Origin of the sequence: Pseudomonas sp. AB6 (assembly GCF_034314105.1) — a bacterium.
Classification (GTDB): domain Bacteria; phylum Pseudomonadota; class Gammaproteobacteria; order Pseudomonadales; family Pseudomonadaceae; genus Aquipseudomonas.
In genome coordinates this window covers 2,545,387-2,558,322 of record NZ_JAVIWJ010000001.1, presented here as the reverse complement: position 1 = coordinate 2,558,322, position 12,936 = coordinate 2,545,387, and the positions used below count along the sequence as shown (strand labels likewise).

Below are 12,936 nucleotides of genomic sequence, written 5' to 3'. Positions count from 1 at the left end.
CGCAGCGCTGGCCAAAAATGTGTGGGGCCCAATTCATTTGGGTAGCGGACGGCGCGGTTTTTCAAATGGACCGCGTTGCCGCTAATCTCGAATGAATCGTTCCCTATAAGCTAGTTCATCATTTCTTTCAGCAATCGCTCTTGCTCGGCAAATTCTTTCTGCCGGGCATCAATGCGCGATGCCAGCTGGAAGTTGTTATTGGCGCGACGCTTGGCGATTTCGAGCTGCTGTTGAGCCTTTGTGTAATCACCGGTCAGGGCAAAGTATTCGGCCCGCGCCTGATTAGACCCAATCATGTTGCCAGACAGGCCCCGCACGTCTGCGACCAAGCTCCAGATATCCGGATCGGATGGCCGATTTTTCAGCAATTGATCCAACACTTTTTCCGCTTGCGCAGGCTTGTTTTGTTTGATCAACAGGTCGACGCGGGCCTGGTTCAGTGGGTAGTTGTCCGGAAATTGCACGTTCATGCGGTCTAGCCGTTGCTGGGCGTCGACCGTCTTGTTATTGGCGACATCAATTTCTACCTGCGCAAGGTTGTAAGTAATGTTGTTTGGATCTTTGGCTAACAGTGGCTTGAGAGTTTCGCGGGCATCATTGAGTTGTGAGCCCTTGATTTGAGCGATCGCCAACCCATAGCGTGCGTATTCGGATTTTGGATTTTCACCCAACAACGCGCGAAAACGTTTTGCAGCCAGGCCCGCCGACTCTTCGTAGTACAGGGCAACACGTGCGCGCATCAATTGGTACTGCAGGCTATCTTCTTTGCCGCCGACCTTTTCCTGCTCTGCGCGGTTACGGGTGTCGGCGATCCGAGACTCGGTGATCGGGTGATCCAGTAAGAATTCGGGTGGCTTGGCGTCGAATCGGTATTGGCGCATCAGCCGCTCAAACATATTGGGCATCGCTCGAGGGTCATAACCGGCTTTTTGAAGGTTGATGATGCCGATACGGTCCGCCTCCTGTTCGTTTGCCCGCGAGAAACGCGTTTGCTCCTGGATGGCAGCGGCCTGAGTTCCCGCAATTGTTGCTATACCTGCGTCACCGGCACCCGCTGCGGCCATGACAATACCCGCTAACATGGCTGCCAAGACCGGTATCTGCATGTGTTGCTGCGCCTCAATGCCTCGTGCGAAATGGCGTTGCGACAAGTGAGCGAGTTCATGCGCCAACACCGCTGCATATTCGGCTTCGTCTTGAGCGTAAAGAAACAGGCCTCCGTTGACTCCGACAATTCCGCCTGGCGCGGCGAATGCGTTCAACTGGCGACTGTTGATCAGGATGAATTCCAGCCGAGGATTATGCACCTGACTGGTCTCGGCAATGCGATACACCGTGGTCTCCACGAAATCCTTGAGCTGCGGGTCGGACAGTTGCGATACCTGGCCGCGAAGCATGCCGAGCCAAGCGCGGCCCAATTGATATTCTTGTTGCGGGGAGACGATGGCAGAGCTGGCATCGCCCAGTGATGGCAAATCGTCAGCAAAACTCGGAGAAGTGAGCAGGCAAGCGAGCGTCAACAAGGTAGGGCGCAAAAATTTCATGCACAAGGCTCTAGGCGTTAAAGAGCCCTTACTGTAGCTGGCTCAGTGGCTTGCTGACCAGAGTCAGGTATTCTTGTGGTTTGATTGAGGCATCCGCCGCGTCACTAGGGTGGTTGCAATGCCTTCGATGTGCCTGTTTGGAGAGAACTGATGTCTGACGCTGTAGAGCGCCCCGATGCCTGCGATGCCGAAGTAGACGCCAGTGGCCTGAATTGTCCGCTGCCGTTACTTAAAGCCAAGCTTGAACTCAACCGTTTGGCCAGTGGCTCGGTGCTAAAAGTGATCGCTACGGATGCAGGTTCACAACGCGATTTCCGGACTTTTGCCAAACTGTCCGGCCACATCTTGTTACATGAAGAGTCTGAGGCGGGTGTTTATTTTTACTGGTTACGGAAAGCCTGATGCCGCCGGCTTGAATCTTCCCCTCTGAATGAACGTTACTGACGATGACTGCCTGAAGGATTTTTGATGTTCAAGGTGCTTGAGGTAGCTCGCGGAGAAACCGGCAAATTTGGTCAATGGCGCTGACGTTTTCGCTGTCCAGCCTGCCGCTGTTGGTCAACGTCATGTCGTTTGGCGGGTTGTGGGGTTTCTGGGGGCGTGTTTTTCGCAATTCCTTTGGGCACCCTGTTCAAAGCCGTGCTCGACGCTGGGCCTCGAAATGAGCCAACAGTATCACCGCTTTTATAGGGTTTCTGACATAAGGGATGTAAGGTGCTTTCGCTGCAAGCTACTTCAATGTGTGCCGGCAGCGAATCCCTGGACAACAATTAACTGTTGTTTAACCCCTGCGCTTGTTCCAGTACCGCAGCCACATGGCCGGGTACCTTTACGCCGCGCCATTCCTGGCGTAGTACGCCTCCTTTGTCGATCAAAAATGTACTGCGATCTATGCCCAGATATTCTTTGCCATAGAGCTTTTTCAGTTTGATCACATCGAATAGCTGGCACAGCGCTTCGTCTTTGTCTGAAATTAGCTCAAACGAAAACGACTGTTTGGCCTTGAAATTTTCATGGGACTTCAAGCTGTCGCGCGAAACGCCGAACACCACGGTATTGGCCGCCTCGAACGCAGCGTGTTGATCCCGAAAACCTTGACCCTGGGTCGTACAGCCCGGCGTGCTGTCTTTTGGGTAAAAATAAATTACCACCTGCCGGCCCTTAAGCCCGGTCAGACTAATCGTCTGCCCATTGGTGGCCTGCGCCTCAAAGTCGGCAACAGGTTGGTTCAAAGCAACGGCCATTAATGTTTCCTTACATGGGAGCCTGTGGACGCCAAGGTTCGATCAACGCATCAAGGTTCAGTGCGTCAGCGAAATCCAAGAACTGATCACGCAGCCAGCTGATCTGAATACCGGCAGGCAATGTGACGGTAAAGGTCGCATTAAGCATCGTGCCGCCTGTTTGCGGCGCCTGGTAAGTGTCGCAAATGAGGTTTTCCAGCTCGACGTTATGATCAATGAAGAACTGACAAAGCTCGTTGATGATGTCCGGACGATAAGCCGAGCTGACGTAAGCCACATAAGGCAGAGCCTCAGGGCGGCTTTCGAGACTGGCGCTACGCACGACACTGACGGTGAACGCGTGTTTCTTAGACAGGCTGGGCAAGCCGGTTTCCAGACGAGCAAGGGCATCCCAGCTGCCAGAAATCTGAAGAATCAGCGCGCTGTATTCACCATGACGAGTCAGACGTGAACTCACCACTGAACAGCGGTTTTCATGACTGGCGCGGCACAGCACGTTGGTCAGCTCCATTGGGTTGGCGCCAAGGGCACTGATTACAAGGAATTGTTCGCGAACTGTGGGGGTGGACGACATGCAGCATTCCTAGGCGATGAGCGGTGAGTACATACGTTGGGCTTGCACGGCTGATTCGACAACCAATTCGTTTCGACCGCAACTCAAACCCCGGTGCCGCTTGCCTTCATGGCGAGGCCAAGAGAGCGCGCGACCTCGTTGGAACAAGGGTTTGAACGGTAAAATCGATCATTTGAACGAGCTGCACAGATGACCCGTACTGACCAAAGAGCAAAGGGTAGCGAAAAGCATCGCTCAGGGGAATGCTCGCAGCACGGTACTTCGCTTGTGCAAGCCTGATAGCGCCAGTACCATTACGGCTCTCTTTTTCCGGCAGGAGCGGTCGCATGATTGCGGGCAGCATGGTGGCACTGGTCACACCAATGGATGCAAATGGTCGTCTTGACTGGGACAGCCTTAGCAAACTGGTGGACTTCCATCTGCAAGAGGGCACCAACGCGATTGTTGCGGTCGGCACCACTGGTGAGTCGGCCACACTCGACGTCAGCGAGCACATAGAAGTGATTCGCCGCGTGGTAGCCCAAGTTGCAGGGCGTATCCCCGTCATCGCGGGAACAGGCGCGAACTCTACTCGCGAAGCGATCGAGCTGACGCGCAACGCGAAAACGGCGGGGGCAGATGCGTGCCTGCTGGTTACACCGTATTACAATAAACCAACCCAGGAAGGGCTTTATCAGCACTTCAAGCTCATCGCTGAATCAGTCGATATTGCGCAGATTTTGTATAACGTGCCAGGCCGAACGGCGTGCGACATGTTGGCAGACACCGTTGTACGTCTGTCGACGGTGCCGAATATCATCGGTGTCAAAGAAGCAACCGGCGACCTGCAACGCGCCAAAGACATACTAGCGCGGGTCAGCAGCGACTTTTTGGTGTATTCCGGTGACGATGCAACGGCTGTTGAGCTCATGTTGATGGGTGGTAAAGGTAATATTTCGGTTACGGCAAACGTGGCGCCACGTGCTATGGCCGATTTGTGCGCCGCCGCCATGCGTGGCGATGCAAGCTCGGCTCGGGCGATTCACGAAAAGCTGATGCCGCTTAATAAAACCTTGTTTATTGAATCCAATCCTATTCCCGTGAAATGGGCGCTGCATGAGATGGGCATGATGCCGGACGGTATCCGTCTGCCGCTCACCTGGCTCAGCGAGCCCTGTCATGAACCGCTGCGTCAGGCCCTGCGCCAGTCCGGTGTATTGCTTTAATGAGGAAGTATTACGCAATGAAGCGATTGGCCGGATTTTCCGCACTAGCCTTGATTATCTCCAGCACCAGTGGTTGCGGCTGGATTTGGGGTCCAGATGGCTACTTCCGTGATCGCGGCAGTGATTACCTGGACGCGACTCAAGTAGCGCCTATGCAGTTGCCACCTGACATAACGGGTGCAAAACGGCTTGACCCATTGCTGCCTATCCCACGCAATGTGGCCAACAATACGACCAAGGGTCAGTACATCGTACCTCGTCCGCAGCAGTTGGCAGTGACCGCGACCGCCAGCGATTTCAGTCTGCAGAAAACGGGTGATTCGCGTTCGATCCTGGCTCAGCGCTCCCCTGCCGAAGTCTGGCCGATTGCGCATCAGTATTTTGAAGACAACGGTTTCCGTATCGGAGACGAGCGGCCGCAAACCGGCGAATTCAACACTAGCTGGCAGCGTATCGACGAGCTTTCTTCTGCAATGGCCAAGCGCCTGACCGGCAGCGGTGCGAGCGCCGACACCGAAACTCGCGTGCGTGTTCGTATCGAACCGGGTGTGCAGCGCAACACCAGTGAAATCTACGTCGTCAGCATTACGCGGCCTGCGGGCAGTAAAACCGACGGCGACTTCCCAGCGAATACCGCCAACTTGGGCCTCGACTCAGCGCTCACTGACGATTTGCTCGCCAGCATGAGTCGTAGCGCAGAAAAAGGTGGTTCGGTTTCCCTGCTTGCCGCCCGTGACTTCGATACCCCGAAGCGCGTTGCGTTAATCGTTGATGGCAGTGGTAACCCGGTGCTAAACGTTGCTGACGACCTGGACCGTGCGTGGTCCAGCGTCGGTCGTGCCTTGGATCAAGGCGACTGGCGCGTAGAAGATATCAATCGCAGCCTGGGTCTTTACTACATTAACCTGGCTGAGAAGGCGAAGAAGCCTGGCAACGAGCCTGGATTCTTCAGCCGCCTGTTCAGCAGCACTCCGGATAAAGAACAAATCGAAGCCCGTGCCGAACGTTATCAAGTCCGCTTGAGCAAAGTGGGTGACAACGTGCAAGTGACGGTTGAGAAAAATATCAACACCGTAGCGCCTCCTGATGTAGCGCGCCGCGTGCTGGGTATCATTCAAGACAACCTCGGTTAAGTGCGTTTCGCTGTTTTAGGCAGTGGTAGCCGAGGGAACGGCACGTTGGTCGCCAGTCACGACACGTATGTGCTGGTGGATTGTGGTTTCTCCTTGCGGGAAACCGAGCGGCGTCTGGCGCGTATAGGTGTTAGCCCGCATCAGTTGAGCGCGATTCTGGTGACCCACGAACATGCCGATCACGTGCATGGCGTGGGTTTGCTGTCGCGGCACTACAATCTACCGGTCTACCTCAGTAACGGCACGTTACGCGGGATGCGCAAACCTGTGGAGGCCACAGGGTTTCTGTCAGGCGGTCAATCGTTGCAAGTAGGCGCATTGAACATCGATGTGGTGTCCGTCGCGCACGACGCCCTTGAGCCGACGCAGTTTGTATTCAGCGACGGCCGGCGCCGATTCGGGTTGCTGACTGACCTTGGTTCCTACGGCCCTGCGGTGTTACAGAGTTATCACGGACTGGATGCATTGATGATCGAAGCAAATCATTGCCGTGACATGCTGGCCAGAGGTCGCTACCCGTATTTCTTGAAAGAACGGGTAGGCGGCGAACTGGGACATTTGAACAATCATCAGGCTGCCAACCTGGTGAGCGAGTTGGGATGGCAGTCGTTACAGCATTTAGTGCTGGGCCACCTCAGCAGCAAAAACAACCTGCCGCAGCTGGCCCGGCAATGTTTTGTCGACACCCTCGGGTGCGACCCGGACTGGCTGCAATTGGCCGATCAAGATTCAGGGCTCGACTGGCGACACATCGCCTAGCCCAACTACTTAGCAAGCGGAGCCCATCATGGAAAAACGTGAAGAACTCTACCGCGGCAAAGCCAAATCGGTTTACACCACCGATGACGCTGACCGCTTGATTTTGTTGTTTCGCGACGACACCTCGGCGTTCGACGGCAAGCGCATCGAACAGCTTGATCGCAAAGGCATGGTGAACAACAAGTTCAACGCCTTCATCATGCAAAAGCTCGAAGACGCGGGTATTCCTACCCAATTTGATGCGCTACTGAGCGACACCGAATGTCTGGTCAAGAAACTTGAGATGATCCCGGTCGAGTGCGTCGTGCGTAACTACGCAGCGGGCAGCCTGGTGAAGCGCCTGGGCGTGGAGGAGGGCATCAAGCTCAACCCTTACACCTTCGAACTGTTCCTCAAAGACGACGCCAAAGGCGACCCGTTCATCAACGAATCCCACGTCGTGGCGTTCGGTTGGGGCACGGCAGAAAACCTGGTCCGCATGAAAGAGCTGTCGCTCAAGGTCAACGAAGTGCTGACCAAATTGTTCGACGACGCGGGTCTGCTGCTGGTCGACTTCAAGCTTGAATTCGGCACTTTCCACGGCGAAATCGTCCTCGGCGACGAATTCAGCCCAGACGGCTGCCGTCTGTGGGACAAAGAAACCCGCAAGAAAATGGACAAAGACCGCTTCCGTCAAGGCCTCGGTGGTGTCATCGAAGCCTACGAAGAAGTCGCCAAACGCCTCGGCGTCCCGCTTTAACGCAAAAAGCTACGCAAGCGCCTGATAGCACGCGAAAATTTCCTCCGAAGGGGGTTACGTTCGGCAGATGAACTGTTATCATGCGCGCCGTTGGAGAGATGCCAGAGTGGCCGAATGGGACGGATTCGAAATCCGTTGTACTGGCGACAGTACCTAGGGTTCGAATCCCTATCTCTCCGCCATTATTGATACAAGATAAACCCCTGAAATTGTTAAAAATTTCAGGGGTTTTTTCGTTTCCGGTGTACTGATTAGGGCATTTTAGGGCATAAACAGCTAGCTACAGCTGGCAGAACGTCTGACGGGGGCCTGCTCGACACTCTGCGCTACCAGCATTATGGCCATCTAAACGGCACGATTGAGGCTGTGCTGGCCGCCAATCGGTTGCTGGCTGATGAGCTGCAGCCGTTGCGTACGGGGTTGCTTATTACCTTTCGCGACAAAGATGCAGGTGGTGGGGGAGATGCGATTGTCGGATTGATCTAGAAAGAGGGTGTAGTGTCGGTAGAGTTTAAACTAAACTAATGCAACTTAGTTTACTTGGGGGCCGGTCATGCTCACTATCAATATCCACGAAGCTAAAACTCACTTATCGCGCCTGATTGATCTGGCCGTTCGGGGTGAGCCTTTTATCATCGCAAAAGCCGGTAAGCCATTGGTCAAAGTCATGTCGTTAACGTCCCCCGAGCCAAGTCAGGTAAAGCGTTTGGGGTTCATGACGGGACAGATAGCTGTTCCCGATGATTTTGATCGGATGGGTAACGATGACATTGAGCGCATGTTCGGTGGCGATGCATGAAGCTGCTGCTAGACACCCACCTACTGCTGTGGGCTGCGGGTGAACCTCATCGTTTGTCAGCGGCCGCCAACGCTTTGATCAGCGAACCTGAAAACGAACTCTTCTTCAGCGCCGCCAGTCTTTGGGAAATTGCCATCAAACAAGGTTTGGGACGTGCGGACTTTAAGGTGGATGCCCGTGTATTACGACGTGGTTTGCTAGACAACGGCTACAGTGAACTACCCGTTGGCAGTGAGCACGCCGTTGCCATCGTCAGTTTACCGCCGATCCATAAGGACCCTTTTGATCGCATACTCGTGGCTCAAGCCACAGTCGAGGGAATTACATTACTAACCGTCGATGCTTTGGTAGCGCAGTACCCTGGTCCCGTGCAGCAAATTTGATAATCGATTTAAAAATAGACCCCGCTAAGCGCGCTCTTACAATTTAAATATTTATAATTCAAGCGGTTATAGGTTTTTATCCGACACTGGTGCCTCGATGCCATGTTGCACTACGCCACCTTCTTAGAGCGAATCTCAGCCATAAATGGATTCGGCTGTAATTACCCGTAACACTAGCCCCCGCAGAGCAAGCTGACCTTCCGAGCCTGACGGAGGATGATCAATAATCTTCCGCAGCCATTCGAGTGTCTCCTCAATGATCAAACGCTGCACTTTGCTCGACCATAACGGTTGGCTTCCCCTGCGTGTTGCCCTATGGCCTGATTCTGCCCCGGACAATGACCATGAAAAACAGATTCTACTGAGCGCGCCAGAGCGCTATCTGGTGCTGATCTTCGTTAGTGAGAACGGCAATGCTGTTGGGTTTGCCGAGGCGTCGATCCGAGTGGATTACGTCAACGGTACCCGTTCCTCGCCTGTGGCTTTTCTCGAAGGTCTTTACGTCCGGCCCACCAGCCGGGGCCAAGGCATAGCGCGGCAACTCGTGGTGGGCGTTCAACAGTGGGGCGTAGAAATGGGCTGCACCGAGCTGGCTTCGGATGCACTGCTGGATAATCAGGGAAGCCATGCCATGCATGAAGCATTGGGCTTCGCAAAGACCGAGCGAGTGGTTTATTTTTTGAAGTCTTTGGGTGCCTAACTTAATCAGCGCAGATTGGGGCGCATCATCAATACCGTCGCATACCGGGTTGGGTTTTCGTAGCAGACGGTTTGTTCTTCATTACTGCAGCCTGTGCCGGTGTAGGGGATCGCGAAATAGATCTCTGCGCCTTAAACAGAAAGCTTCGCAGATTGACGTTTGCGGAGTTTTTCGCTTTTGCGTTGTGCGGGGGGTAAGGTTGGCTCTGCGCTCTGAGGAAGGTCTCCCTTGGAGCTGATGTAATCCGCGTTATCAATATCAACACCGGTTAAAAGCTCCACACCCAGTGCGCTGTCGCGCCTCTGCGATGACTTGTCACCACCGCAGAGTATTAGGTAGCCGCCCTCGGCACGGCGCGTGTAGTACACGCGATAGCAGGGAACGGTAAAGATCGGTATCTCAGATATGCCATCGCCAACGGACCCACAGTCTCAACACGCTGTTTCATTTGATCAAATATGCAAATACGCCAGCGTCCCCAACACCACGGCAACCCCGGCCGCGCCATACGCCACCTTTTTCAGCCACTCTTTACGCGTCAGTAACGTGATCGCCGCCAGCGAGATGGCGATCTGAATCGCAGTCATCGCCTGCGCCCAGCGGTGGTGCTGATGCAGCGCTATTTCTGATTTTTCATCCCACGCCGTCACTTCTTCTTCAAGTTTCTCGGCTTTCTTGCGGACCACTTCTTTTTCAGCTTTGTAGCGTTCAGCTTCAGCGGTGTAATGCGCCGCGTCGACGCCGGGGATGTGCGTCGCCAGTTCCGACAGGTTTTGGCGGCTGGATTTGGCCTGGTAGTAATTCCACTGATTGGAGGCTTCGGTTTTCTTAATGGCGGCGTTGTTTTTGTCCATTGCCGCTTCGCTTTCCGTCGACCCGGCCTGATAACTGAGCAGGGCACCTATCGTTGCCATGATCGCTGTCATTACCGCGATTTTTCCGGCGAAGTTATCCCCGCGCGCCTGAGCATGCTCGGTCGCGTGTTCCAAATGGTGCTCATGCGGGCTCGGGACTTCGAAGTTTTCAGACATGGGGAGTGATCTATGGAGGGGTGGAGACGCGGAGTGTAATCCAGTCTGTGTAAAACTATCGCAGGCTGATCGCCTTTGGTCTTATTCGCACACTGTATGATGCGTGAACTGCAGCGCGGGTCGGGAGCATTGTCATGAATTTCGAAAGACTCGTCGCGCACTTGCAAGCGCACATTCCCGGATTATTGGCGGTTTACATTTTTGGCAGCCAAGTTACCGACCATGCCACTGCGCAGAGCGACTTGGATGTGGCGGTGCTTTTGGCTGGCAAGCTCGACCCAATGCGGTTATGGGAAATGTCGGGAGAGCTGGCTGATATCGCCGGGATCCCGGTCGATTTGCTAGACATGCGAGCCGCGTCGACGATTATGCAATATCAAGTGATTACCACCGGCTTACGGGTCTGGGGCGATGACGTGCAAGTGGGGCTTTTCGAATGCTTTGTATTGAGCGAAAAAACTGAATTGGATACCGCTCGGGCTGGATTGCTCGCGGATATTCAAAAGGACGGAAGCATCTATGGCCGATAATGTGCTGATCAACAAGGCTGCAACGATTGAGCGCTGCGTCGCTCGAGCTCGGGAGGAGTACGACAAAGACCCCGCCAGCTTTGCGACCGACTTTACTCGACAGGACGCCGCGATCCTGAATATTCAACGCGCATGCGAAGCCGCGATGGACATGGGCCAGCATTTGGTGCGTCGCGAACGGCTGGGTATTCCGCAAAGTTCGCGCGATGTGTTTGAGTTGTTGTCTCGTAGCGGATGGGTGGACACGGTGTTGGTGTCTGGGCTTAAAAATATGGTCGGCTTCCGCAATATTGCCGTGCACGAATACCAAACCCTTCAGTTGCCCATTACCGTCGCGATCATCACGAAGCACCTTGGCGACTTTTTGGCCTTCAGCGCCTACATTCTGCGCAAAGATGCGGATCCGGCAAAAAAGCCCGTCTAATCACTGATATGCCGCAACACCCCCAGCGCGAGTAAGATAGCCCCCGCGATATCGTCTTACGATCCTCGCTGAGTCGGGTTGAATAGAGAACTGTCGAGCTGCGCCCCCAAGTTCCGACTGCCCGCCTCGGTTTCACCAAGAAATTTCAGAGTAAACGAAAAAAGGCGAACACTGAAAATGACCAAATCCTCGCGTCCTTTATACATTTCCTACGCTGGCCCTTCGCTGTTGGAGATGCCCCTGCTGAACAAGGGCAGCGCCTTCACGCCGCAAGAGCGCGTCGAGTTCAACCTCATCGGCCTGCTGCCACAAAACGTGGAAACCATCGAAGAACAAGTCGAACGGGTCTTTAGCCAATACAACCAATGCGCTAGCGACCTGGATAAGCACATCTACCTGCGTTCGATTCAGGACAACAATGAAACGTTGTTCTTCCGCCTGCTCGACTCGCACCTCGATGAAATGCTGCCGATCATCTACACCCCGACGGTCGGTCAGGCGTGTCAGGAATTCTCGAAGATTTACCGTACCCACCGTGGGTTGTTCATCTCGTATCCAGAACGCGACCGCATTGATGACATTCTGCGCAGCGCGACCAAAGATCAGATCAAGATTATCGTGGTCACTGACAGCGAGCGCATCCTTGGCCTGGGTGACCAAGGCATTGGCGGCATGGGTATTCCCATAGGCAAACTGTCGCTTTACACCGCGTGCGGCGGTATCAGCCCCGCTTACACCTTGCCGATCGTGCTAGATGTCGGCACCAATAATCAGGGATTGCTTGACGACCCGATGTACATGGGCTGGCGCAATAAGCGTGTAACGGGTCAGGAATACTACGATTTCGTTGCGTTGTTCATCGACGCCGTACAACGTCGCTGGCCTGAAGTGTTGTTGCAGTTCGAAGACTTCGCCCAGCCCAACGCCATGCCGTTGCTTGAGAAGTACCGCGACGAGCTGTGCTGTTTCAACGACGACATTCAAGGCACGGCTTCGGTAGCCGTCGGCACCTTGCTCGCAGCCTGCAAAGCCAAGAACGAAACCCTGGGTCAACAAGTGGTGGTGTTCGTTGGCGCAGGTTCGGCAGGTTGTGGTATTGCCGAACACATCATTGCGGCGATGACGATCGAAGGGCTGAGCGAGAGCGAAGCACGTAAGCGCATCTTCATGGTCGATCGCCACGGTTTGCTGACAGACAAGATGGACGGTCTGTTGGACTTCCAGTCGCGTCTGGCACAGAAAACCGCAGATGTAACGAGCTGGGGCGCTGAAGGCTTCCCGACCTTGCTGGATGTTGTCAGTCACGCCAATGCCACCGTGATGATCGGTGTTTCGGGGCAGCGCGGTCTGTTCACAGAACAAGTGGTTCGTGAAATGCACAAGCATTGCGCCAAGCCATTGATCATGCCGATGTCCAATCCGACATCGAAAGTCGAAGCCACCCCGGAAGAAATCCTGCGCTGGACCGACGGCAATGCATTGGTTGCTACCGGCAGTCCGTTCGCACCGGTGGAGTTCAACGGCCGCACGATTCACATCGCGCAGTGCAACAACTCCTACATTTTCCCAGGCATCGGTTTGGGCGTGATCGCCAGCAAAGCATCGCGCATCACCGATAAAATGCTGATGGCCGCATCTAACGCATTGGCAGAGTGCTCGCCGATGGTCACCGGTTCGGGAGACGCGGTATTGCCGCCGTTGACGGACATTCAAGCGGTTAGCCGCAAAATCGCATTGGCCGTCGCCAAAGAGGCTCAGGCTGAAGGCCTGGCGCTGGAAACCTCGGAAGAGATGTTGCTGGCAGCGATCGAGCGTAACTTCTGGATGCCGAACTACCGCACCTATCGTCGTCGCTCGGCCTGATTATTTTC

The 12,936-nt window shown here is 54.6% G+C and carries 16 protein-coding genes, 1 tRNA gene and 1 pseudogene; 14 read left to right on the top strand and 4 right to left on the bottom strand.

Annotated features, from left to right (window positions below):
* Nucleotides 1-110 precede the first annotated feature (110 nt).
* Nucleotides 111-1,544, bottom strand: a complete 1,434-nt coding sequence (locus tag RGW60_RS12010; protein ID WP_322204818.1) for a M48 family metalloprotease — start codon at nt 1,542-1,544, stop codon at nt 111-113.
* 150 nt (nt 1,545-1,694) lie between these two features.
* On the opposite strand from RGW60_RS12010, the gene RGW60_RS12005 reads away from it, so the two are divergent.
* Both RGW60_RS12005 and RGW60_RS12000 read left to right on the top strand, forming a co-directional pair.
* A complete protein-coding gene (locus tag RGW60_RS12005; RefSeq protein ID WP_322204817.1) occupies nt 1,695-1,946 on the top strand; it encodes a sulfurtransferase TusA family protein in 252 nt (83 codons plus the stop codon).
* Between the two features lie 161 nt (nt 1,947-2,107).
* A pseudogene (locus RGW60_RS12000) lies at nt 2,108-2,234 on the top strand (AI-2E family transporter); the annotation flags it as partial.
* 80 nt (nt 2,235-2,314) lie between these two features.
* Here RGW60_RS12000 and RGW60_RS11995 read toward each other — a convergent pair.
* Together RGW60_RS11995 and RGW60_RS11990 are read right to left on the bottom strand one after the other, a co-directional pair.
* Nucleotides 2,315-2,788, bottom strand: coding sequence for a peroxiredoxin (locus tag RGW60_RS11995; RefSeq protein ID WP_322204816.1), 474 nt, complete (start codon nt 2,786-2,788; stop codon nt 2,315-2,317).
* A gap of 10 nt (nt 2,789-2,798) precedes the next feature.
* On the bottom strand, nt 2,799-3,362 hold the full coding sequence (locus tag RGW60_RS11990) for a glycine cleavage system protein R (RefSeq protein WP_322204815.1): 564 nt from the start codon (nt 3,360-3,362) through the stop codon (nt 2,799-2,801).
* Between the two features lie 326 nt (nt 3,363-3,688).
* On the opposite strand from RGW60_RS11990, the gene dapA reads away from it, so the two are divergent.
* The 9 genes from dapA to aac(6') all read left to right on the top strand — a co-directional run bounded on the left by dapA (nt 3,689) and on the right by aac(6') (nt 9,080).
* On the top strand, nt 3,689-4,567 hold the full coding sequence (gene dapA / locus RGW60_RS11985) for a 4-hydroxy-tetrahydrodipicolinate synthase (RefSeq protein ID WP_322204814.1): 879 nt from the start codon (nt 3,689-3,691) through the stop codon (nt 4,565-4,567).
* 17 nt (nt 4,568-4,584) lie between these two features.
* Entirely contained in the window at nt 4,585-5,700 is a 1,116-nt protein-coding gene (gene bamC / locus RGW60_RS11980; protein WP_322204813.1) for an outer membrane protein assembly factor BamC, read from the top strand.
* On the top strand, nt 5,701-6,459 hold the full coding sequence (locus RGW60_RS11975; protein ID WP_322204812.1) for an MBL fold metallo-hydrolase: 759 nt from the start codon (nt 5,701-5,703) through the stop codon (nt 6,457-6,459). It begins immediately after the preceding gene.
* Between the two features lie 28 nt (nt 6,460-6,487).
* On the top strand, nt 6,488-7,198 hold the full coding sequence (purC, locus tag RGW60_RS11970) for a phosphoribosylaminoimidazolesuccinocarboxamide synthase (RefSeq protein ID WP_322204811.1): 711 nt from the start codon (nt 6,488-6,490) through the stop codon (nt 7,196-7,198).
* Between the two features lie 92 nt (nt 7,199-7,290).
* A tRNA-Ser gene (locus tag RGW60_RS11965) sits at nt 7,291-7,380 on the top strand.
* A 76-nt stretch (nt 7,381-7,456) separates the two neighbouring features.
* Nucleotides 7,457-7,684 (top strand): tail protein X, encoded by a 228-nt coding sequence (locus tag RGW60_RS11960; RefSeq protein WP_322206900.1) that lies wholly within the window; start codon nt 7,457-7,459, stop codon nt 7,682-7,684.
* Between the two features lie 67 nt (nt 7,685-7,751).
* The gene (locus tag RGW60_RS11955; protein WP_322204810.1) at nt 7,752-7,997 is read left to right on the top strand and encodes a type II toxin-antitoxin system prevent-host-death family antitoxin; all 246 of its coding nucleotides are present in this window, start codon (nt 7,752-7,754) and stop codon (nt 7,995-7,997) included.
* Nucleotides 7,994-8,380: a type II toxin-antitoxin system VapC family toxin gene (locus RGW60_RS11950; protein ID WP_322204809.1), complete on the top strand. Its 387-nt coding sequence runs from the start codon at nt 7,994-7,996 to the stop codon at nt 8,378-8,380. The genes RGW60_RS11955 and RGW60_RS11950 overlap by 4 nt, the downstream gene beginning before the upstream one ends.
* A gap of 256 nt (nt 8,381-8,636) precedes the next feature.
* Nucleotides 8,637-9,080 (top strand): aminoglycoside 6'-N-acetyltransferase, encoded by a 444-nt coding sequence (gene aac(6'), locus RGW60_RS11945; RefSeq protein WP_322204808.1) that lies wholly within the window; start codon nt 8,637-8,639, stop codon nt 9,078-9,080.
* A gap of 452 nt (nt 9,081-9,532) precedes the next feature.
* Here aac(6') and RGW60_RS11940 read toward each other — a convergent pair whose 3' ends face one another.
* The gene (locus tag RGW60_RS11940; RefSeq protein WP_322204807.1) at nt 9,533-10,111 is read right to left on the bottom strand and encodes a DUF4337 domain-containing protein; all 579 of its coding nucleotides are present in this window, start codon (nt 10,109-10,111) and stop codon (nt 9,533-9,535) included.
* A gap of 134 nt (nt 10,112-10,245) precedes the next feature.
* On the opposite strand from RGW60_RS11940, the gene mntA reads away from it, so the two are divergent.
* From mntA to RGW60_RS11925, 3 genes are all read left to right on the top strand, one after another.
* A complete protein-coding gene (mntA, locus tag RGW60_RS11935; RefSeq protein WP_322168164.1) occupies nt 10,246-10,641 on the top strand; it encodes a type VII toxin-antitoxin system MntA family adenylyltransferase antitoxin in 396 nt (131 codons plus the stop codon).
* Nucleotides 10,631-11,065, top strand: coding sequence for a type VII toxin-antitoxin system HepT family RNase toxin (hepT, locus tag RGW60_RS11930; protein WP_322204806.1), 435 nt, complete (start codon nt 10,631-10,633; stop codon nt 11,063-11,065). Before mntA ends, hepT begins: the two co-directional genes overlap by 11 nt.
* A gap of 177 nt (nt 11,066-11,242) precedes the next feature.
* Nucleotides 11,243-12,928 (top strand): NAD-dependent malic enzyme, encoded by a 1,686-nt coding sequence (locus RGW60_RS11925; protein WP_322204805.1) that lies wholly within the window; start codon nt 11,243-11,245, stop codon nt 12,926-12,928.
* Nucleotides 12,929-12,936: the final 8 nt, after the last annotated feature.

Bases quoted from the DNA above. Each gene is read 5' to 3' on its own strand.
- RGW60_RS11940 (WP_322204807.1), bottom strand. From the start codon at position 10,111: ATGTCTGAAAACTTCGAAGTCCCGAGCCCGCATGAGCACCATTTGGAA.
- hepT (WP_322204806.1), top strand. From the start codon at position 10,631: ATGGCCGATAATGTGCTGATCAACAAGGCTGCAACGATTGAGCGCTGC.
- RGW60_RS11995 (WP_322204816.1), bottom strand. From the start codon at position 2,788: ATGGCCGTTGCTTTGAACCAACCTGTTGCCGACTTTGAGGCGCAGGCC.
- RGW60_RS11950 (WP_322204809.1), top strand. From the start codon at position 7,994: ATGAAGCTGCTGCTAGACACCCACCTACTGCTGTGGGCTGCGGGTGAA.
- purC (WP_322204811.1), top strand. From the start codon at position 6,488: ATGGAAAAACGTGAAGAACTCTACCGCGGCAAAGCCAAATCGGTTTAC.
- mntA (WP_322168164.1), top strand. From the start codon at position 10,246: ATGAATTTCGAAAGACTCGTCGCGCACTTGCAAGCGCACATTCCCGGA.
- RGW60_RS11990 (WP_322204815.1), bottom strand. From the start codon at position 3,362: ATGTCGTCCACCCCCACAGTTCGCGAACAATTCCTTGTAATCAGTGCC.
- dapA (WP_322204814.1), top strand. From the start codon at position 3,689: ATGATTGCGGGCAGCATGGTGGCACTGGTCACACCAATGGATGCAAAT.
- RGW60_RS12010 (WP_322204818.1), bottom strand. From the start codon at position 1,544: ATGAAATTTTTGCGCCCTACCTTGTTGACGCTCGCTTGCCTGCTCACT.
- RGW60_RS11925 (WP_322204805.1), top strand. From the start codon at position 11,243: ATGACCAAATCCTCGCGTCCTTTATACATTTCCTACGCTGGCCCTTCG.
- RGW60_RS11955 (WP_322204810.1), top strand. From the start codon at position 7,752: ATGCTCACTATCAATATCCACGAAGCTAAAACTCACTTATCGCGCCTG.
- RGW60_RS12005 (WP_322204817.1), top strand. From the start codon at position 1,695: ATGTCTGACGCTGTAGAGCGCCCCGATGCCTGCGATGCCGAAGTAGAC.
- bamC (WP_322204813.1), top strand. From the start codon at position 4,585: ATGAAGCGATTGGCCGGATTTTCCGCACTAGCCTTGATTATCTCCAGC.